Origin of the sequence: Tenacibaculum ovolyticum DSM 18103 (assembly GCF_000430545.1) — a bacterium.
GTDB classification, from domain to species: Bacteria; Bacteroidota; Bacteroidia; order Flavobacteriales; family Flavobacteriaceae; genus Polaribacter; species Polaribacter ovolyticus.
Map to the genome: position 1 here is coordinate 163858 of NZ_KE387165.1, position 18894 is coordinate 182751.

Here is an 18894-nt window from a genome sequence, read left to right on the forward strand (position 1 = left end):
TATGGAACAGAAACATCCTCTTCCTCCATTTACATTGGATACAGCAAAGCAAAAAATTAAAATGGCAGAAGACGCCTGGAATTCTCAAAATGCAGAAAAAGTAAGTCTTGCATATACAATTGATAGTGAATGGCGAAATCGAAGTACATTTGTTACTGGGCGAAAAGAAATTGTAACTTTTTTAGCAGACAAATGGGAAAATGAATTAAACTATAAACTAAAGAAAGAATATTGGTCACATTCAAAAAACAGAATTGCGGTTAGATTTGAATACGAATATCAAAATAAAAAAGGACAATGGTTTAGAGCATATGGTAATGAAAACTGGGAATTTGACAAAAATGGCCTAATGAAAAAAAGATATGCTAGTATTAATGACCATGAAATAAAAGAACAAGATAGATACTTGTAAAATATAATAGCCTAAATCTCTCCTATAACAACCTACACGAAATTATCACAATTAAGCTCAATACACTAAAGGGCTTTATATTTACACATGATAAAACAAATAACCTCTTAATAATTGTCTTATTAAGAGGTTATTTAATACAAAATGTGACCTCGAAGGGATTCGAACCCCCAACCATCAGAGCCGAAATCTGATATTCTATCCAGTTGAACTACGAGGCCAATATTATTTTAAGCTAAAGTTTGCTTAACAATGCTTGAAATGGTTTTTCCATCAGCCTGTCCTGCCAATTCTTTAGATACCATACCCATAACTTTACCCATATCTTTCATACCTGAAGCACCTACTTTGGTAATAACCTCTTTTACAACTTTCTCAATCTCTTCATTAGATAAAGCTTCTGGTAAAAATTGCTCTAAAATAGTAGCTTCTGCTAATTCAGGAGCAGCTAAATCGTCTCTTCCTTGTTCAGAAAAAATATCTGCACTATCTTTTCGTTGCTTAACTTGCTTTTGAACAATTTTTAACTCATCTGCTTCAGAAATCACTCCAGAACTTGTTTCGGTATTCGCCAACATAAAAGCAGATTTTAATGCTCTAAGAGCTGTTAAAGCTACTTTATCTTTCGATTTCATAGCTTCTTTCATCTTATCCATTACTTGTTTTTGCAAACTCATAGTTATAATTTTTTTTATGAAAAAATTCCCGACGAATCGGGAATTTTAAAATTTTATTACTTTTTTTATTAATCTACATTATCATGTAAAAATGAATTATTTGAACGTAATAAGTCGTTGTTATCTGTATTTAAAGCAGTATCTGACTTACTAATTTCTGAATCGGTATTAATATCTACCCCTAATCTTTTATAGGCTGGTTGACGTTCAATCTCATCAATATTTTTACTTACTTGATCGTTGAATTTATAATTAAAACCTTTCATTTTATCACGTCTTTCTTGCGTTCTCTTTTGCAACTCAGAAATTGTAATACTTAAAGGAGAAACCTCCTCACCTGAAGCTTCAATATTATTATTTTTATCTTCAGTTTTTGTTTTTACTTCAAACTGTAACGCTTCTTCAACTTCTTCTTTTATAACAGGTGTAGAGCTTTTTCCAATAGTTGGCTGTGCATTAAAATCATCTAATACATAACGTTTTTCAACTTCACGTACTTGAGGTTTAATTTCTTCAGCTGTTACATTAATGTTTTTTATTTCATTCGTAGTTTCAGCAACTTCGTTAACCGGTTCTATTTCTTCATAAGAATTAACAGGTAAATCAAACAATAAATCTTGTTGAATTGGTTGCTGTTTTACTTCTTTTTGAACTATTTTTTGCTCTGTAATATTAGTAATGATAAAATCGTCTTCAGAAATTGTTTCAACAGCAATTTCGTCATATACAACATTTACATTTTTTAAAACTTCAGTAGTTGGAATTAAACCTAACTTAGGTTCTTTTGGCTCTTCAACCTCTTCTTCTAATACATGAACAACTTTTGTTGGTGTTGTTGGTACTGAAAGAGGTTCGTTAATCGTTGGTGCAACTTGAACTTTTTGCTCTCCAAAGTTATACGTAGCCTTTTGTTCGTCTTCTAAAGTGTGAACAATTTTTTTTATCTCAGTATTCGTAATAGTTCCTTGTTGATCAGCTGTAAAACCTGTAGCAACAATTGTTACTGCAATACCATCTTCTAATGATTCATCTTCACCAACTCCCATGATTATGTTTGCATCATAACCTGCTTCATCTTGAATATAATCATTAATCTCTCCAATTTCATCTAAAGTTACTTCGTTAACACCAGAAACTATTAATAATAATACGTTTTTAGCTCCTGTAATTTTATTATCATTTAATAATGGAGAATCTAATGCTTTTACAATAGCATTCTTAGCACGATCTACACCTGTTTCTTTAGCAGACCCCATAATTGCAGTTCCACTATTAGAAAGCACCGTTTTAGCATCATGTAAATCTATATTTTGCTTGTAGTGATGTGTTATTACCTCTGCAATACCTTTTGCTGCAGTTGCTAAAACTTCATCAGCTTTAGAAAACCCAGCTTTAAACCCTAAATTTCCATAAACTTCTCTTAACTTGTTATTATTAATAACAATAAGTGAATCTACATTTTTACGTAATTCATCTATTCCGTTTTGAGCCTGCTTGGTACGCATTCTTCCTTCAAACTGAAAAGGCATTGTAACGATACCAACCGTTAAAACGTCCATATCTTTTGCTATTTTAGCAATGATAGGTGCAGCACCAGTACCTGTACCACCTCCCATACCAGCAGTGATAAACACCATTTTGGTATGTGTACTTAACATTTGCTGAATTTCTTGTATACTTTCAGCTGCTGCTTGTGCACCAACCTCTGGATTTGCTCCTGCTCCTAAACCTGATGTTAAGTGCGCCCCTAATTGAATTTTATTAGGTATCGGACTATTTTCAAGTGCTTGCGCATCTGTATTACAAATTACGAAATCCACACCGTGAATTTGCTGACTAAACATGTGATTTACTGCGTTGCTACCTCCCCCACCAACTCCAATAACCTTAATAGCATTCGATTGTGTTTTTGGCATGTCGAATGAAATGTTGTTTAATTCTGTGCTCATACTCCTATTTTTTTTATTCTTATTCACTAACATTCCCTCTTTTAGGGGACAAAAAAAAGAATGTCTATTTATATTTATTTATTCTGCGTTGTCTAAAAACTCTTTGAATCTTTCTGTAAATTTTTCAAAAATAGATTTAGACTTATCTTTTGTAACGTGCTTGTTATCATTTAAAACTTGTTCTGATTCGAATTCCGTTTCAATGTTTTCTTTATCCTTAACTCTTATGTCTTCATCTATAATTTCTACTCTCTCATTTTCATAAGAATTCTTTTGTAAACCTTCCATCAATAATCCTACTGCTGTTGCATAAGATGGACTTGATAAAACTTCATCAGACTCACCTGCTAAATGCTCATTAGGATATCCAATACGAACGTCCATTCCAGTAATATATTCTACTAACTGACGTAAATGCTTTAACTGAGATCCACCTCCTGTTAAAACAATACCTGCAATTAATTTTCCTTTTTGTGTTTCGTGCCCATAATTTTTTATTTCTAAATATACATGCTCGATAATTTCTTGAACTCTAGCATGAATTATTTTTGATAAATTTTTAAGCGTAATTTCTTTAGGCTCTCTTCCTCTTAATCCAGGTATTGAAACTATTTCAGTTTCTTTATTTTCTCCTGGCCATGCAGATCCGAACTTAACTTTTAATAATTCCGCTTGTTTTTCAATTATTGAACAACCTTCTTTAATATCTTCAGTAATTACGTTTCCTCCAAAAGGAATTACTGCTGTATGACGAATAATACCGTCTTTAAATATTGCTAAATCGGTGGTACCACCACCTATATCAATCAAAGCAACTCCTGCTTCTTTTTCTTCTTGACTTAATACTGCTGATGCTGATGCTAAAGGCTCTAAAGTAATGTCTGACAAACTTAAACCAGCACTTTTCACACATCTACCTATGTTTCTAATAGACGAAACTTGACCAACTACGACATGAAAATTAGCTTCTAATCGTCCGCCATACATTCCTATCGGCTCTTTAATTTCCGACTGACTATCTACTTTATAGTCTTGAGGCAATACATGAATAATTTCTTCACCAGGAAGCATCACCAATTTATGAACTTGACCAACTAAACTTTCAATATCATCATCATTAATTACTTCATCCGATTTTTCTCTCGTAATATAATCACTATGATGTAAACTTCTAATATGTTGCCCTGCAATACCAACAACTACATTTTCTATTTTCTGCCCAGAAACACTTTCTGCTTCATCAATGGCTTGTTGTATAGATTTAATTGTTTGCGTAATGTTATTTACCACACCTCTTTTTACACCTAAACTTTTGGCTTTACCAATACCTAAAACCTCTAATTTATCGTATTCGTTCTTACGACCAATCATGGCAACAATTTTGGTTGTACCAATATCTAAACCTACTGCTATTTTATTGTTCTCCATCTAGACTTTGTTTTGTGCACACAACTTGGTTGTGGTATTTTACATTTATTGTCTTATAATTTTTAATCGTTTTATCGACCAATGCTTTATTATAAAATGCAATAAGTTTTTTTATTTTCTCATTTTCATTTTTAAGCTTCCCAAAAATAATTTTATACGCCCCGCTACGAACAGTAAAAACATATTCCTTTTGAGTATTTTTTTGAATTGCAATAATTTCTTTCACTAAAAAGTCATTACTCTCAATTACTTTTATTAGCTTTATTAATTCGTTGATATCTTCAGGCTCCTTCATTCCTGAAACTAATGGCACTCTTGCTGAGAAATTTACTGACAACGGAATTTCTATTCCATATTTATCAATATAATAAGATTTACTCTTATCAACAATACGTGCTATTGGACTACGCTGCTTTATCACGGTTTTTAACACCCCATTTACGTTTAAAAAAACAACTGCTTTTTCAACGTACGGATTCTCCGAAACATTCGTCTCTAAAAAGTGTAAATTTACTACTCTTTTTGGTTGGTTTTTAACAAATTCTTTATTTTGTATTAACAATTTATCAACTATACTGTGTGTCAAAAAGTTATTATCTCCAGCTTCAAACTCTACTACTGTTTCTTCTATCTTTCTTACACCATTTCTAGCAGTTGTGAAGCTGTATAAAAAGCCCAAAAAGACTAACAACAAGAAAAAAGACAAATATGTAGCTACTTTTTTCATTTCTATTTTTTGTATTTCTTTTCTAAATCTACCTTTACTTTATCTACTAACAATCCAATATCTCCTGCTCCTAACATCGCTATTATTTTCGACTCAGATTTTAAGATTTCGTCACTTATTTTTTCTTTAATAACTAGCTTTTTTTTATCTAAGCTCATTTTTTCCAACAACCAAGAAGATGTAACTCCTTCAATTGGCAACTCTCTTGCTGGATAAATATCTAATAATAAAACTTCATCAAATTTTGAAAGTGCATTTGCAAAATCGTCAACAAAATCTTTTGTTCTACTATATAAATGCGGCTGAAAAACTGCCAATACTTTCTCATTCGGGTACATTTCGCGTATTGAATTTGAGACAGCACTTATTTCCGTTGGATGATGCGCATAGTCATCAATTAACACAATGTCTTCCGTTCTAATCTTATATGAAAACCTACGTTTAACTCCTTTAAAAGTTTTTAATTGCTCTTTTATATCATTCAATGAAACACCATAAACATCCGCCATTGCTAAAGCAGCTAAAGCATTCATCATGTTATGTTTTCCAGGTAAGTTAAACTCTATATTTTTTATTTCAGCCGTTGGAGTTTTTACATCAAAAATATATTTCCCTTTACCAATCCTAACATTATGTGCTTCATAATCTGCTGATTCATTTACTGCATACGTCAACCCTTCTAATGGCAATCCTTTTGCTACAATTAAAGTATCAGAAACCATATTCGAAAAGTCTCTAAATGTTTGCTGTAATATTTCATTTTCACCATAAATATCTAAATGGTCAGCATCCATAGAAATAACACACGCAATGTTTGGTGACAACTTTAAAAAAGACCTATCAAATTCATCTGCTTCAACAACTGATATCTTATCTTCTCCCAAAATCAAATTAGAATCATAATTCTCTGCAATTCCTCCTAAAAAAGAAGTTGCTTTATGAGGCTGCATAATGTGCCCTAAAATTGATGATGTTGTCGTTTTACCATGAGTACCTGCAACAGCCAAACAGAAAGTATTCTTAGTTATTTCACCTAAAATATCTGCTCTTTTTAAAAGCGTAAACTCATTATTTATAAAATAATTTAGCTCTTCATGCTCACTTGGAATTGCTGGGGTGTATACGACTAATGTACTCTCCTTATTTAAACACGAAATTGGTATATTTTTAACAGCATCATTAAAATGAATTTCTACCCCAATATCTTCTAAGCTTTTTGTTATTGGACTTGGTGTTTTATCATAACCAAAAACTTTTTTTCCGTTTACAGAAAAATAACGAGCAATAGCACTCATACCGATTCCTCCGATTCCAATAAAATAAACGTTATGTATTGTTTTAAAATTCACTAACCTATTAATTTTTCTATTTCGTTAACTATATCATTCGTTGCATTTGGCAACGCTAATTCATTTATATTTTCACTTAAACTTTGCTGCTTTCCTTTATCTTTTAATAATGTCTCAATTACTATAGGAAAAGTATCTAGTTCGTTTTCTTTAACTAGAATCGCCCCATGTTTATCTACTATAGATTTTGCATTTTTAGTTTGATGATCTTCAGCAACATTTGGTGACGGTATAAAAATTGTCGGCTTACCAACCACACATAATTCTGAAACAGAACTTGCCCCCGCTCTCGAAACAACAAAATCTGTTGCCGCATAAGCTAAATCCATTCTATTTAAAAACTGATGCACTTGCACATCCTCAACTTCATTATATTTTTTATATTCCTCGAAATACAACTTACCACATTGCCAAATTAACTGAACTTCTTGCTCTTTAAAAAACGCCAGATTCGCTTCAATTAATTGATTAATTTTTCGAGCACCTAAACTCCCTCCTAAAACCAAAATTGTCTTTTTTGTTTTATCTAACTCAAAAAACGCTGCACCTTCTTCTTTTTTCGCATGAACAAGTAATAAATCTTGCCGAATAGGGTTTCCTGTTTTTATAATTTTATCTTCTGGAAAAAAACGCTCTAAATTATCATAAGCTACACATATTTTACTTGCTTTTTTACTTAGTAATTTATTCGTAATCCCTGGATATGAATTCTGTTCTTGTATTACCGTTGGAATTCCCTTACCACTAGCAACCATAAGTGTAGGCCCGCTAGCAAAACCACCAGTACCAACAACTACATTTGGTTTAAATTTTTTAATAATTCTATAAGCATTCCATAAACTACTTAATAATTTAAAAGGAAATAATAAATTATTAAAAGTTAGCTTTCTTTGAATCCCTGAAATCCACAACCCTTTAATATCATACCCTGCTTGTGGTACTTTTTCCATCTCCATTTTATCACTTGCCCCAACAAACAAAATGTTGGCTTCAGGATACCGCAACTTTACTTCATTCGCAATTGCAATTGCAGGATATATATGACCTCCTGTTCCACCGCCACTTATAATAATGTTAATCGACTGTTTCATGTAAAATATCTAAAGGATTATCATCTAAAATTGTTTCTTCAGTTTCATTCTTAGAAGCACTTACACTTAATATCATTCCCAACGCAAAACAAGTCATCCAGATAGAGGTACCTCCACTACTAATTAACGGAAGTGTTTGCCCTGTTACTGGTAATATATTTACAGCTACCGCCATGTTAATCATTGCTTGAAAAACAATTGGAACTCCAACTCCTACGACCATTAATGTCGCAAAAACCGTAGTTGCTTTTTTTGCTGTAATTAAAATTCGAAGCAACAATAAAAAATAAATAAACATAACTACTATGGCTCCTACAAATCCATACTCTTCAACAATAATTGCATAAATAAAATCGGACGATGATTGTGGTAGGAAATTTTTCTGCACACTTTTACCTGGTCCTTTACCAACTACACCTCCAGTAGCGATTGCTATTTTTGCTTTTTCAACTTGGTAATTTTCTTTTCCTTCTGGCTTAGAAAAGCCTTCAATTCTACTCTGCCAAGTATTTACACGATTTGGCATTGCATCTGGGAAAGCTTTTGCTACTAGTATAAAGAACAACAAAGAAAAAAGCCCCATACTTACAATATAACCGATATATTTTAAAGGATATCCACCAATATAAGTTAACAACAATATCATTGAAAAAACAATAGCTGTTGTCGAAAAATTTGCTGGAAGTACTAAAACCAATACTAAACCTACCGGTAACCACAACTGCAATAAACTTTCTTGAAATACAATTACTTTTTCTTTATTTTTTGCCAAGTACCTAGAAACATAAACCATTAACACTAAACCAGCTAGTGTAGATGTTTGAAAACCAATGCCTACAAACGGAATCCGAATCCATCTACTTGCATTTGCACCTCCTATAACTTTTCCTTGCGCCAATGTAAACACTAATAATAAAACCACAACAGGTATCATTAAAACTGCACCTCCACTAAAGTATCTATAAGGAATTCTATGCACCCCATAAATCACAGCAAATCCAGTAATTAACAATACAATGTGCTTTACCAAATGCCCAAAAGTAGAACCGTTACCAACTACATAAACTAAATTAGTACTCGCACTATATATTGGCATAAATGAAAATATAGCCAATACAGCAACAATTGCCCATATAGCTCTATCTCCTTTTATATGTTGAAAAATGGTTTTCATTAATCAATTTTCTTTTTATAAACTTTTAACTGCTTCCTTAAATTTATCACCTCTATCTTCATAACTCTCAAACAAATCAAAGCTAGCACAAGCTGGAGATAACAAAACAACGTCTCCGTTCTTAGCAACCTTGTTTGCTACTTTTACAGCTTCTTCTGCACCTGCTGTTTCCACTAAAACATCTACAACACTACCAAATGTTTCAATAATTTTTTGATTGTCTAAACCTAAACAAACTATTGCTTTCACTTTTTCTCTTACTAACGGCAATAGATCTGTATAATCATTCCCTTTATCAACTCCTCCTACAATCCAAACTGTTGGACTATCCATACATTCTAAAGCATAAAAAACAGCATTCACATTTGTAGCTTTACTATCGTTAATAAATTGTACACCATTAATTCTTTGCACATTTTCTAAACGATGCTCAACACCTTCAAAATCAGACAAACTTTCTGCAATTGCTTCTTTTCTTACTTTCAACAACCTTGCCGCCATAGCTACAGCCATTGCATTCTTGGTATTGTGTTTTCCTTGTAGTGTTAATTCAGAAACATTCATTAATATATCCTCTGTTTTTAATTTCATAATTATTTTGTCTTGCCTTAAAAAAACTCCATATTCCAATTCTTTCTCTATCGAAAATGGAATTTTTTTTGCGTTAGTTTTATTTTTACTTAGCCAATTTTGCATGGCTTCATCATCGGAATCGTATATTAAAAAATCGTTTTCTGTTTGATTTTTTGTTATTCGAAACTTTGAATTTATATATTTATCGTAATCATAATCATACCTATCTAAATGATCTGGCGATATGTTTGTCATAATCGCTATATGTGGTTTAAAATCAACGATTCCGTCTAACTGAAAACTACTCAATTCTAATACATACTCTTCATAATTCTGCTCAGCAACCTGCTTCGCAAAACTATCTCCTATATTTCCTCCAACACCTATTTCTAACCCTGCCTTTTTTAGCACATGCCCCAAAAGCATTGTTGTTGTTGTTTTTCCGTTTGAACCTGTTATACCAACAACTGTTGCATTGGTATAGTCAGAAGCAAATTCAATCTCAGAAATTACGCTTACTCCTTTTAAATTTAATTGCTGTATTAATGCAACTTTATCAGGAATACCAGGACTTTTTACAACTACATTGGCATTAAAAATTTTGTTTTCAGTATGCTGATTCTCTTCAAAATCAATCGAATTAGCAACTAATATTTTTTTATATTTATCAGAAACACTTCCCTTATCAGAAACAAAAACATCAAACCCTTTTTGTTTTCCCAATAATGCAGTTCCTACACCACTTTCTCCACCACCAAGAACTACCAACCGCTTCATTTTATCTTAATTTTAGGGTTACAATTGTTAATACTGCTAACAAAATTCCTACAATCCAAAAACGGGTAACTATTTTAGTTTCGTGATAGTTTAATTTTTGATAATGATGATGTAATGGTGCCATTTTAAAAATCCTTCTTCCTTCTCCAAACTTCTTTTTAGTGTATTTAAAATAAAAAACCTGAAGTATCACTGATAGATTTTCAATTACAAAAACTCCAGCTAAAACAGGCAACAATAATTCTTTTCTAATAGCTATCGCGATAACCGCTATAACTCCACCAATAGTTAAACTTCCTGTATCTCCCATAAACACCTGAGCAGGAAATGTATTATACCAAAGAAACCCGATTAAAGCACCTGCAAAGGCAAAAATAAACACGGTCATTTCTCCAGAATTAGGAATATACATTACATCTAGATAATCAGCGAAAATTATGTTTCCTGATATCCATGCTAGTATTGCTAAAACAACAACAATAATTGCTGATGTTCCGGCTGCCAACCCATCTATTCCATCGGTTAGATTTGCTCCATTTGAAACCCCTGTTACTATAAAAACAACCACAAATATGAACACAATCCATCCATAACCTGAATAATCACCTCCTAAAAAATTAAACGCTTTTGCATAATCTAATTCATTATCTTTTAAAAACGGTACTGTTGTTTTTGTTGATTTATGAGCCTCTCCAAACACTTTTACCTTTCCGTTTTCTTGCACTATTTGCTGTGAAGCAGGCAACTGTTCTTTAATTGTTACATCTGGATGAAAATACAGCATCGTTCCTACAATCACCCCTAATCCAACCTGACCCAAGACCTTAAACTTTCCTTTTAACCCAGCTTTGTCTTTTTTAAACACTTTTATATAATCATCGGTAAACCCTATTAATCCCATCCAAACCGTAGTTATTAATAGAATAATAATGTAGATGTTTTCTAGTTTCGCCATTAAAAGAACAGGAACCAAAGTTGCAAGGATTATAATAATTCCACCCATAGTTGGAGTTCCTGCTTTTTGAACCTGACCTGCCAAACCTAAATCTCTTACCGTTTCACCTACTTGAAGTCTTCTTAAATAATTGATGATTTTTTTTCCAAAAATCATTGAAATTAACAAAGACAATATAAAAGCTGTAGCCGCACGAAACGTAATAAACTGAAACACACTCGCCCCAGTAAGATTAAATTCACTTTCTAAATATTGAAATATATAATACAGCATTCTATGAGTTTATTAATTGATTAAAACAATTCACTACTTCTTCTAAATCATCAAAATGATGCTTCACACCATTTATTTCTTGATAATTTTCATGTCCTTTTCCTGCAATCAATATGATATCTCCTGTTACCGCCAATTTACACGCTGTTTTTATAGCTTGCCTTCTATTTAAAATTGACAATGTTTTTTTATAATTTTCTGCTGACACTCCTTTTTCCATCTCATCAATAATCATCTGTGCATCTTCATTTCTAGGATTATCAGAAGTAAATATTGCCTGATTACTTAACTGAGAGGCTATCATTGCCATTTTAGGTCGCTTCGTTTTATCTCTATTTCCTCCACAACCAACAACAGTTATCACTTTTTCATTCCCTGTACGAATATCATTTACTGTTTGCAATACGTTTTTTAGTGCATCTGGCGTGTGTGCATAATCAACAATTGCTGTTACCCCTTCTTTTGAAATAGTATATTCAAAACGCCCACTAACACTTTCTAACTCACTTATAAGCCTTAACGTTTCTAACTTCTCTAAACCTAACAAGTCTGCTACACCATAAATTGCCAATAAGTTAGAGGCATTAAACTCTCCTATTAACTTCGTCCAAACCTCAATATTATTTATCGTTAGCAAACTTCCTGAAAAACGCTTTTCCAAAACCTTTGCTTTAAAATCACCTATTGTTTTTAACGCGTATGTTTGCTTATTAGCCTTAGTATTCTGCAACATTACTTGCCCGTTTTTATCATCTATATTCACCAAAGCAAACGCTGTTTTAGGCAACGAATCAAAAAATGATTTTTTCACATCTCTGTACTCTGCAAATGTTTCATGATAATCTAAATGATCGTGAGATAAATTTGTAAAAACACCTCCTGCAAAATACAAACCTTCGGTACGCTTTTGATGAATTCCATGAGAACTCACCTCCATAAAACAATAATCTACCTCTTCTTTAACCATTAACGACAAATACTTATTTATCGCTAATGAATCTGGCGTTGTATGTGTTGCTTTATGCTCTTCATTACCCACCATCACCTTAACCGTTGATAATAAACCGACTTTATATCCTGCTTTTTTAAACAAGTCATATAGTAATGTAGCAATAGTTGTTTTACCATTTGTACCTGTAACACCAACCAATTGCAATTTAGTTGATGGATTATCGTAAAAACTAGCAGCCATAACCGCCAAAGCTGTATTAGAATCTTCAACCCCTACATACGTTACTCCCTCTTTTTTATTTACTGGAACATTTTCACAAACAATAACAACTGCACCTAAACTCAATGCTTTCTCTATGAACTGATGTCCATCAACAGTAACTCCTCTTTGAGCAACAAATATGTCTTTATCCTGCACCAACCTACTATCAAACTGGATCTTATTGATTAGCACATTAGCATCTCCATAAATTTCATTTACAGATACTTTAAATAATATGTCTTTTAAATTTTTCAATTATGATAACTTTAAATAAACTGTTGCTCCTTTTGTTAATTTCACTCCTTTATCTATCGATTGCTCAGTCACTTTTCCCATTCCAGAAAACTTAACTTTCATCCCCATATTTTCTAACAACGCAATTGCATCCATACCGCTCATTCCTAAAACCTTAGGCATAATCGTTTTATACTTTCTTAATTTCTCATAATAGTTTTGATATTCTTTATCAACACTTGCTGATGTAATTTTATCTGACACTAATTGATTATTAACAGGATTTGTTGTATAAATTTTCTGAGCAATCTCTTTAAAGACTGGTGCTGCAACGATAGCTCCATAATATCCCTTTTCTTTCTTCGGACTATGAACTACCACAATACAAGAATACTTAGGGCTTTCTGCTGGAAAGAAACCCGCAAACGAAGCCACATATTTTTTATTAGAATAATGACCATAAACAGTTTTACCTGCTTTATCTTTATGCTTAGGTATCCATTTTTTAGCTGTTCCTGTTTTTCCTGCCATTGAAAAATTAGAAGAATATATTTTTTTAGCTGTTCCTTTAACCACAACATTCTTCATAACTTTTCGAATCTTATTTATAGTACGTTGCGTAGCAATTTTCTCTTTCAAAACTTCTGTTCCAAAGCTTTTTTCAACCTTTGCACCAACTCTTAACTCTTTAACAAAATAAGGTTTCACCAATTTCCCATCATTTGCTACAGCATTATAAAAAGCTAATGTTTGCAACGGAGTTAAATGAATACCATAACCCCACGCCATCCACTCTAACGAAATTGGACTCCAACTTTTCTCTGATGGCTTAGGAATATAAGGTTTCCCTTCTCCCTTTATCTTAACTCCTGTTAACTGATCTAAACCAAATGATTTAATTCTTTTTATAAACTTTCTTGGATTCTTATCGTAATGCTTCTTAATCACCTTAACAATTCCTACGTTTGACGAGACTTCGAAAACACGAGCTAATGAAATTTTACCATGACCATCTCTTTTACTATCTTCTACCTTCCTATTGTTTATAAAAATCTTTCCTTTTTCACAATCAATAACATCAGACGTATCAGCAACTTTATCTTCTAAAGCAGCCATTAAACTTGCTAACTTAAAAGTAGACCCTGGCTCATGACTCTCCCAAACCGCATAATTCCTTTTCTCATAGTACTTCCCTTTTGAAGTTCTACCAAGATTTGCAATTGCTTTTATCTTACCTGTATTAACCTCCATCACAACCGCACAACCATGATCTGCCTCAAAGTATTCTAACTGCTTTAATAATGCATGATGCGTTATATCTTGAATATTCACATCAATTGTAGTTATAACATCACTACCATCAATAGGTTCCTTTTCGTTTACATCATTAATCGGCCTCCACTGCCCTTTAGCTATCTTCTGCTTTAACCTCCAACCATTTTCTCCCTGCATATAATCCGCAAAAGCACCTTCAATCCCTGCTCCTCCTTTTGAATTATCATAACCTATTGTTCTCGCTGCTATTTTCCCTATTGGATGCACTCGAATCGTTTTTTGTTCCGCTATAAAACCACCTCTATAAACCCCCAATTTAAAAATAGGAAAGCTTTTCATCTTCACATAATCATTATACCCTATATCACGAGCAATTAACAAATAACGATTTTTACGCGTTTTTGCTTCTCGTATTTTTTTCTGATAATAACTAGTTGGTTTTCCTAACAATTTAGATAAAGCTTCAGAAAGCGCTCGTATATTTCTCTCAAACACTTCTGATTTCACCGCCACAACATCCATTCGAATCGTGTACTTTGACATTGAAGTAGCCAACAAATTACCGTCAGCAGCATACACATTACCTCTATTTGCAAATATGGTATCGTTTCTTTCAGTTTTCTCCTGAGAAAGCTTACGGTATTTATCCCCATCTACATACTGAAGATTAAAAATTCTAAAAACAATAACCACGAAGAAAAGCGTCATTAAAACCACAACCACATAGAGCTTGTTTAATATACTTTTCTTTATTACCATTTTTATCTACTCTTTATTAGTTGTTACTTTTATTTTTTGCGGTGGCTTTTCTGCAGGAAACAGCCCTTTAGATTTAACCCTTTTCCGAATATTACTCTCTAATTTCATCCTTGTTAACTCCGTACTCGTATCAAAATCTTCTGCCCGATACTCTCTTTTATTTTTCTTCAACTCAGCTATCTTAACTACTTTAGCATTTAAACTATGTGAGCTCGATATCATTATTAACAACAACACCACAACAAAAATTAATATCCTCCAGTTATTAAAAGAGCTATCATCTGTTAAAAAACGCCCTTGTAATATTCCATAAATACTCTCTTTTACTCTAGACATTACTTTAATGTTGCTGCTCGTAGTTTTGCACTTCTTGCTCTATTATTTACTTTTATCTCCTCTTTAGTCGGAATAATCATTTTCCCTACCTTCTTTAAAGGAACACTAATATTTCCGTAAAAATCTTTTTCTGGCTCTCCCACAAACAACCCTGTTCTTATAAATCGCTTTACCAATCTATCCTCTAGCGAGTGATACGAAATAACACTTAAACGTCCTTCTTCACTCAACAAACCAGGCATTTGCTCTAAAAACTCCTTCAACACCTCCAACTCTTGATTCACCTCAATTCTTACCGCCTGAAATATCTGCGCCAAAATCTTATGTTCTTTTGCTTGCGGAAGAAACTCTTTTAACACTTCTTTCAACTGAAAACTAGTATTAATTTCTTCTTCTTCTCTTGCTGCAATAATCTTCTTAGACAAAACTCTTGCATTCCTCAACTCACCATACAAAAACAACACATCAGCCAAACGCTCTTCACTATATTTATTGATAATTTTTTTGGCTGACAAATCAGATTTCTGATCCATCCTCATATCCAAATCAGCGTCAAACCTTGTAGAAAAACCTCTTTCCGCCTCATCAAACTGATGCGAAGACACACCTAAATCAGCCAAAACACCATCTACCTTACGAATACCATAAAAACGTAAAAACCTCGAAATAAATCGAAAATTCTCACCTATTAACACAAACCGATCATCTTCAATCTTATTCCCCTGTGCATCTGGATCTTGATCAAAAGCAAACAACTTCCCATTCGCTCCCAACCTACTTAATATCTCTCTCGAATGACCACCGCCACCAAAAGTCACATCAACATACACACCATCTTCTTTAATATTAAGCGCATCTACACTTTCTTTCAATAAAACCGGATTATGATAACTCATCTACATCTATATTACCCATTACCTCTTCTGCTAAATCAGCAAAATCAACAACAGCATCATCTATTACTTGTTCATACTTATCCTTATCCCAAATTTCAATAATATTAACAGCCGACGAAAACACCACCTGCTTATCTATACCTGCGAATTGACATAAATCTTTTGGAATTAACACTCTACCAGCAGCATCCACCTCAACAGGCTTTACACCCGCAGTAAACCTCCTAATAAAATCATTATTTTTCTTTACAAATCGATTTAACTTATTAATCTTTTGCATCATCAAATTCCACTCAACTATCGGATACAACTCCAAACACGGCTGAAAAACTGACCTCTTTACAACAAACCCGTCCTGCAACACAGAAGATAGCTGCTTCTTAAAAGCCGATGACATCATCACCCTCCCTTTAGCATCTATTTTACATTCATATGTTCCAATTAAGTTTACCACGCCAAGTATTCATAGTTTGCATCAAAAATAAAAAATATTTACCACTTTTTACCACTTTTCACCACTTTGTTCATAAATTTTGACTTTTTAGCTAAAAAACTGAATACAAGGCGTTTTAATATCCTAAACATGCGCTAAATAATAAAACCGAGAATTCAACAAAAAAGGACTACATTTGTGGTTGAGTCAAATCCTATACATTAATGACTGAATTTTTAAAAAAAGAAGGTAATTTTACATATGCAGAAGCAGGGAAAGGAAGAGCATTAATCGTACTGCACGGTTTAATGGGAGCCCTTAGTAATTTTGATGAAACCTTTAAATATTTCTCAAAAAAAGGGTACCATGTTTTAATACCTGAACTACCTTTATATACGATGCCTTTGTTAAAAACAAATGTAAAAAACTTAGCAGAACATTTACATGATTTTATTGAATACAAAAACCTTAAAGACGTTGTTCTTTTAGGGAATTCTTTAGGTGGTCATATTGCTTTGTACTATACAAAACACTACCCTAAAGATGTAGATGCACTAGTTTTAACTGGTAGTTCTGGCTTGTACGAAAAATCTATGGGAGATAGTTACCCTAAAAGAGGTAATTACGAATATATCGAAACAAAAGCCCAAGAAGTTTTTTACGATCCAAAAGTAGCTACAAAAGAACTTGTTGACGACATTTATGAGATTGTAAATGACAGAATTAAGGCTTTAAAAACATTATCTATTGCTAAAAGTGCTATTAGACACAACATGGCAAATGATTTACCAAATATGCACCAACCAACATGTCTTATTTGGGGAAAACAAGATGGTGTAACTCCTCCAGAAGTAGCTGAAGATTTCCATAAATTATTACCAGATTCAGATTTATTTTGGATTGATAAATGTGGGCATGCAGCAATGATGGAAACTCCTGAAGAATTTAACGCAATTTTAGAAAGCTGGCTTTCTAAGCGAAATATATAATAGCAGAAATAGCTTAACTTATTTTTATGAAAATAAAATCTGCAGATTTTGTGATGAGTAACAGCAATGTTATGAAAGCACCCAAAGACAGAATACCTGAGTATGCTTTTATAGGTCGCTCAAATGTTGGTAAATCTTCGCTAATTAACATGTTAATGGAGCGAAAAGATTTAGCCAAAACCTCTGGGAAACCTGGAAAAACACAACTTATTAATCATTTTAAGATAAATAATGAATGGTTTTTAGTTGATTTACCTGGTTATGGTTATGCTCAAATTTCTAAAAAGAAAAGAACTATTTTTCAGTTTTTTATCGAAAACTACTTTAAAGAAAGAGAGCAGCTAGTTTGTACTTTTGTTTTGATTGATTCTCGTCATGATCCACAAAAGATAGATTTAGAATTCATGCAATTTTTAGGCGAAAACCAAATTCCGTTTTGTATCGTTTTTACAAAAGCAGATAAACTTGGTAGCTCTAAAATAAACAAACAGATTACTACCTACAAAAAGAAATTATTAAATCACTGGGAAACATTACCAACATCATTTCTTACTTCTTCATCTACAGGTTTAGGTCGCGATGAGTTTTTAGGTTTTATTGACGGTGTAAACCAAGATGTAGCCAAAGATTTCGAATAATTTCTCGAGTTAAATCGAAGATATATTACAAAAATGCACTCTACCAAAAACAACTTACAAGTTTTACATGAAGACAATCATTTAATTATTGTTAACAAAAGAGCTGGTGACATTGTACAAGGTGATAAAACTGGTGATAAACCACTTTCTGACGTTGTTAAAGAATACGTTAAAGATAAATACAATAAACCTGGGGCTGTTTATCTAGGAACTGTTCATCGTTTAGACAGACCCACTTCGGGTGTTGTTATTTACACACGCACCTCAAAGGCTTTAGAGCGTTTAAATAAAATGCTACGCGAAAAAACTATAAAAAAAACGTATTGGGCTGTTGTAAAGAATCAACCTAAAAAATCAGCAGACACTTTAATAAATTACTTAAAAAAGAATCCTAAAAACAACAAATCTACTGCTTACCTAAAAGAAATTGAGGGTAGTAAAAAAGCAATTCTTCATTACACTACTCTTAAAAAACTAGACAACTACTCATTAATTGAAGTTGATTTAGAAACAGGTCGTCATCATCAAATACGAGTACAGCTATCTAACATAGGCTCAAGTATTAAAGGTGATTTAAAATACGGCGCAAAAAGAAGCAATAAAGATGGCAGCATTCATTTACACGCACGAAAAATTGAATTTATTCATCCAGTAAGCAAAGAACTCATTAAAATTACCGCACCAACTCCAAAAGAACCTATTTGGGATGCTTGCGTATAACACCTAAAAACATCTT

General features: G+C 32.8%; 18 protein-coding genes and 1 tRNA gene. 4 read left to right on the forward strand and 15 right to left on the reverse strand.

Features of this window, described 5'->3' with window-relative positions:
• The first annotated feature begins 1 nt into the window (after position 1).
• Positions 2 to 412 (forward strand): nuclear transport factor 2 family protein, encoded by a 411-nt coding sequence (locus tag H518_RS0117100; RefSeq protein ID WP_028890204.1) that lies wholly within the window; start codon positions 2 to 4, stop codon positions 410 to 412.
• A gap of 147 nt (positions 413 to 559) precedes the next feature.
• Here the strand turns inward: H518_RS0117100 and H518_RS0117105 are convergent.
• From H518_RS0117105 to mraZ, 15 genes are all read right to left on the reverse strand, one after another.
• Positions 560 to 633 (reverse strand) — tRNA-Arg (locus H518_RS0117105).
• A 9-nt stretch (positions 634 to 642) separates the two neighbouring features.
• Positions 643 to 1089 carry a GatB/YqeY domain-containing protein gene (locus tag H518_RS0117110; RefSeq protein ID WP_028890205.1) on the reverse strand — a complete coding sequence of 149 codons (447 nt, stop codon included), beginning with the start codon at positions 1087 to 1089 and terminating at the stop codon, positions 643 to 645.
• A 68-nt stretch (positions 1090 to 1157) separates the two neighbouring features.
• Entirely contained in the window at positions 1158 to 3038 is a 1881-nt protein-coding gene (ftsZ, locus tag H518_RS0117115; RefSeq protein ID WP_028890206.1) for a cell division protein FtsZ, read from the reverse strand.
• Positions 3039 to 3116: 78 nt separating this feature from the next.
• The gene (gene ftsA, locus H518_RS0117120) at positions 3117 to 4466 is read right to left on the reverse strand and encodes a cell division protein FtsA (RefSeq protein ID WP_028890207.1); all 1350 of its coding nucleotides are present in this window, start codon (positions 4464 to 4466) and stop codon (positions 3117 to 3119) included.
• Positions 4453 to 5193 carry a cell division protein FtsQ/DivIB gene (locus H518_RS0117125; protein WP_043707207.1) on the reverse strand — a complete coding sequence of 247 codons (741 nt, stop codon included), beginning with the start codon at positions 5191 to 5193 and terminating at the stop codon, positions 4453 to 4455. The genes ftsA and H518_RS0117125 overlap by 14 nt, the downstream gene beginning before the upstream one ends.
• Before the next feature lie 2 nt (positions 5194 to 5195).
• Complete coding sequence (gene murC / locus H518_RS0117130; protein WP_028890209.1) at positions 5196 to 6542, reverse strand: UDP-N-acetylmuramate--L-alanine ligase; 1347 nt, start codon at positions 6540 to 6542, stop codon at positions 5196 to 5198.
• Positions 6542 to 7633: an undecaprenyldiphospho-muramoylpentapeptide beta-N-acetylglucosaminyltransferase gene (gene murG / locus H518_RS0117135; protein WP_028890210.1), complete on the reverse strand. Its 1092-nt coding sequence runs from the start codon at positions 7631 to 7633 to the stop codon at positions 6542 to 6544. Before murG ends, murC begins: the two co-directional genes overlap by 1 nt.
• Complete coding sequence (locus H518_RS0117140; protein WP_028890211.1) at positions 7617 to 8807, reverse strand: FtsW/RodA/SpoVE family cell cycle protein; 1191 nt, start codon at positions 8805 to 8807, stop codon at positions 7617 to 7619. Before H518_RS0117140 ends, murG begins: the two co-directional genes overlap by 17 nt.
• A 15-nt stretch (positions 8808 to 8822) precedes the next feature.
• A complete protein-coding gene (murD, locus tag H518_RS0117145; RefSeq protein ID WP_028890212.1) occupies positions 8823 to 10157 on the reverse strand; it encodes a UDP-N-acetylmuramoyl-L-alanine--D-glutamate ligase in 1335 nt (444 codons plus the stop codon).
• A 1-nt stretch (position 10158) separates the two neighbouring features.
• Complete coding sequence (gene mraY / locus H518_RS0117150) at positions 10159 to 11385, reverse strand: phospho-N-acetylmuramoyl-pentapeptide-transferase (RefSeq protein ID WP_028890213.1); 1227 nt, start codon at positions 11383 to 11385, stop codon at positions 10159 to 10161.
• A gap of 1 nt (position 11386) precedes the next feature.
• Positions 11387 to 12853, reverse strand: a complete 1467-nt coding sequence (locus H518_RS0117155; protein WP_028890214.1) for a UDP-N-acetylmuramoyl-L-alanyl-D-glutamate--2,6-diaminopimelate ligase — start codon at positions 12851 to 12853, stop codon at positions 11387 to 11389.
• A complete protein-coding gene (locus tag H518_RS0117160; RefSeq protein WP_231891918.1) occupies positions 12854 to 14866 on the reverse strand; it encodes a penicillin-binding protein in 2013 nt (670 codons plus the stop codon).
• A gap of 6 nt (positions 14867 to 14872) precedes the next feature.
• Positions 14873 to 15202, reverse strand: a complete 330-nt coding sequence (locus H518_RS0117165; protein WP_028890216.1) for an FtsL-like putative cell division protein — start codon at positions 15200 to 15202, stop codon at positions 14873 to 14875.
• Positions 15202 to 16098, reverse strand: a complete 897-nt coding sequence (gene rsmH, locus H518_RS0117170) for a 16S rRNA (cytosine(1402)-N(4))-methyltransferase RsmH (protein ID WP_028890217.1) — start codon at positions 16096 to 16098, stop codon at positions 15202 to 15204. The genes H518_RS0117165 and rsmH overlap by 1 nt, the downstream gene beginning before the upstream one ends.
• A complete protein-coding gene (gene mraZ / locus H518_RS0117175) occupies positions 16085 to 16552 on the reverse strand; it encodes a division/cell wall cluster transcriptional repressor MraZ (protein ID WP_028890218.1) in 468 nt (155 codons plus the stop codon). Before mraZ ends, rsmH begins: the two co-directional genes overlap by 14 nt.
• 203 nt (positions 16553 to 16755) lie before the next feature.
• Between mraZ and H518_RS0117180 the strand changes: the two genes are divergently transcribed.
• The 3 genes from H518_RS0117180 to H518_RS0117190 are packed head-to-tail and all read left to right on the forward strand — an operon-like array spanning position 16756 to position 18878.
• Positions 16756 to 17520 carry an alpha/beta fold hydrolase gene (locus tag H518_RS0117180; RefSeq protein ID WP_028890219.1) on the forward strand — a complete coding sequence of 255 codons (765 nt, stop codon included), beginning with the start codon at positions 16756 to 16758 and terminating at the stop codon, positions 17518 to 17520.
• 26 nt (positions 17521 to 17546) lie between these two features.
• Positions 17547 to 18158, forward strand: a complete 612-nt coding sequence (gene yihA, locus H518_RS0117185) for a ribosome biogenesis GTP-binding protein YihA/YsxC (protein WP_028890220.1) — start codon at positions 17547 to 17549, stop codon at positions 18156 to 18158.
• A 33-nt stretch (positions 18159 to 18191) separates the two neighbouring features.
• Complete coding sequence (locus tag H518_RS0117190) at positions 18192 to 18878, forward strand: RluA family pseudouridine synthase (protein WP_028890221.1); 687 nt, start codon at positions 18192 to 18194, stop codon at positions 18876 to 18878.
• Positions 18879 to 18894 lie beyond the last annotated feature (16 nt).

What these genes read in the sequence shown, in the direction of transcription:
- H518_RS0117100 (WP_028890204.1), top strand. Translation starts at nt 2, where the DNA reads ATGGAACAGAAACATCCTCTTCCTCCATTTACATTGGATACAGCAAAG.
- H518_RS0117110 (WP_028890205.1), bottom strand. Translation starts at nt 1,089, where the DNA reads ATGAGTTTGCAAAAACAAGTAATGGATAAGATGAAAGAAGCTATGAAA.
- ftsZ (WP_028890206.1), bottom strand. Translation starts at nt 3,038, where the DNA reads ATGAGCACAGAATTAAACAACATTTCATTCGACATGCCAAAAACACAA.
- ftsA (WP_028890207.1), bottom strand. Translation starts at nt 4,466, where the DNA reads ATGGAGAACAATAAAATAGCAGTAGGTTTAGATATTGGTACAACCAAA.
- H518_RS0117125 (WP_043707207.1), bottom strand. Translation starts at nt 5,193, where the DNA reads ATGAAAAAAGTAGCTACATATTTGTCTTTTTTCTTGTTGTTAGTCTTT.
- murG (WP_028890210.1), bottom strand. Translation starts at nt 7,633, where the DNA reads ATGAAACAGTCGATTAACATTATTATAAGTGGCGGTGGAACAGGAGGT.
- H518_RS0117140 (WP_028890211.1), bottom strand. Translation starts at nt 8,807, where the DNA reads ATGAAAACCATTTTTCAACATATAAAAGGAGATAGAGCTATATGGGCA.
- murD (WP_028890212.1), bottom strand. Translation starts at nt 10,157, where the DNA reads ATGAAGCGGTTGGTAGTTCTTGGTGGTGGAGAAAGTGGTGTAGGAACT.
- mraY (WP_028890213.1), bottom strand. Translation starts at nt 11,385, where the DNA reads ATGCTGTATTATATATTTCAATATTTAGAAAGTGAATTTAATCTTACT.
- H518_RS0117160 (WP_231891918.1), bottom strand. Translation starts at nt 14,866, where the DNA reads ATGGTAATAAAGAAAAGTATATTAAACAAGCTCTATGTGGTTGTGGTT.
- H518_RS0117165 (WP_028890216.1), bottom strand. Translation starts at nt 15,202, where the DNA reads ATGTCTAGAGTAAAAGAGAGTATTTATGGAATATTACAAGGGCGTTTT.
- rsmH (WP_028890217.1), bottom strand. Translation starts at nt 16,098, where the DNA reads ATGAGTTATCATAATCCGGTTTTATTGAAAGAAAGTGTAGATGCGCTT.
- H518_RS0117180 (WP_028890219.1), top strand. Translation starts at nt 16,756, where the DNA reads ATGACTGAATTTTTAAAAAAAGAAGGTAATTTTACATATGCAGAAGCA.
- yihA (WP_028890220.1), top strand. Translation starts at nt 17,547, where the DNA reads ATGAAAATAAAATCTGCAGATTTTGTGATGAGTAACAGCAATGTTATG.
- H518_RS0117190 (WP_028890221.1), top strand. Translation starts at nt 18,192, where the DNA reads ATGCACTCTACCAAAAACAACTTACAAGTTTTACATGAAGACAATCAT.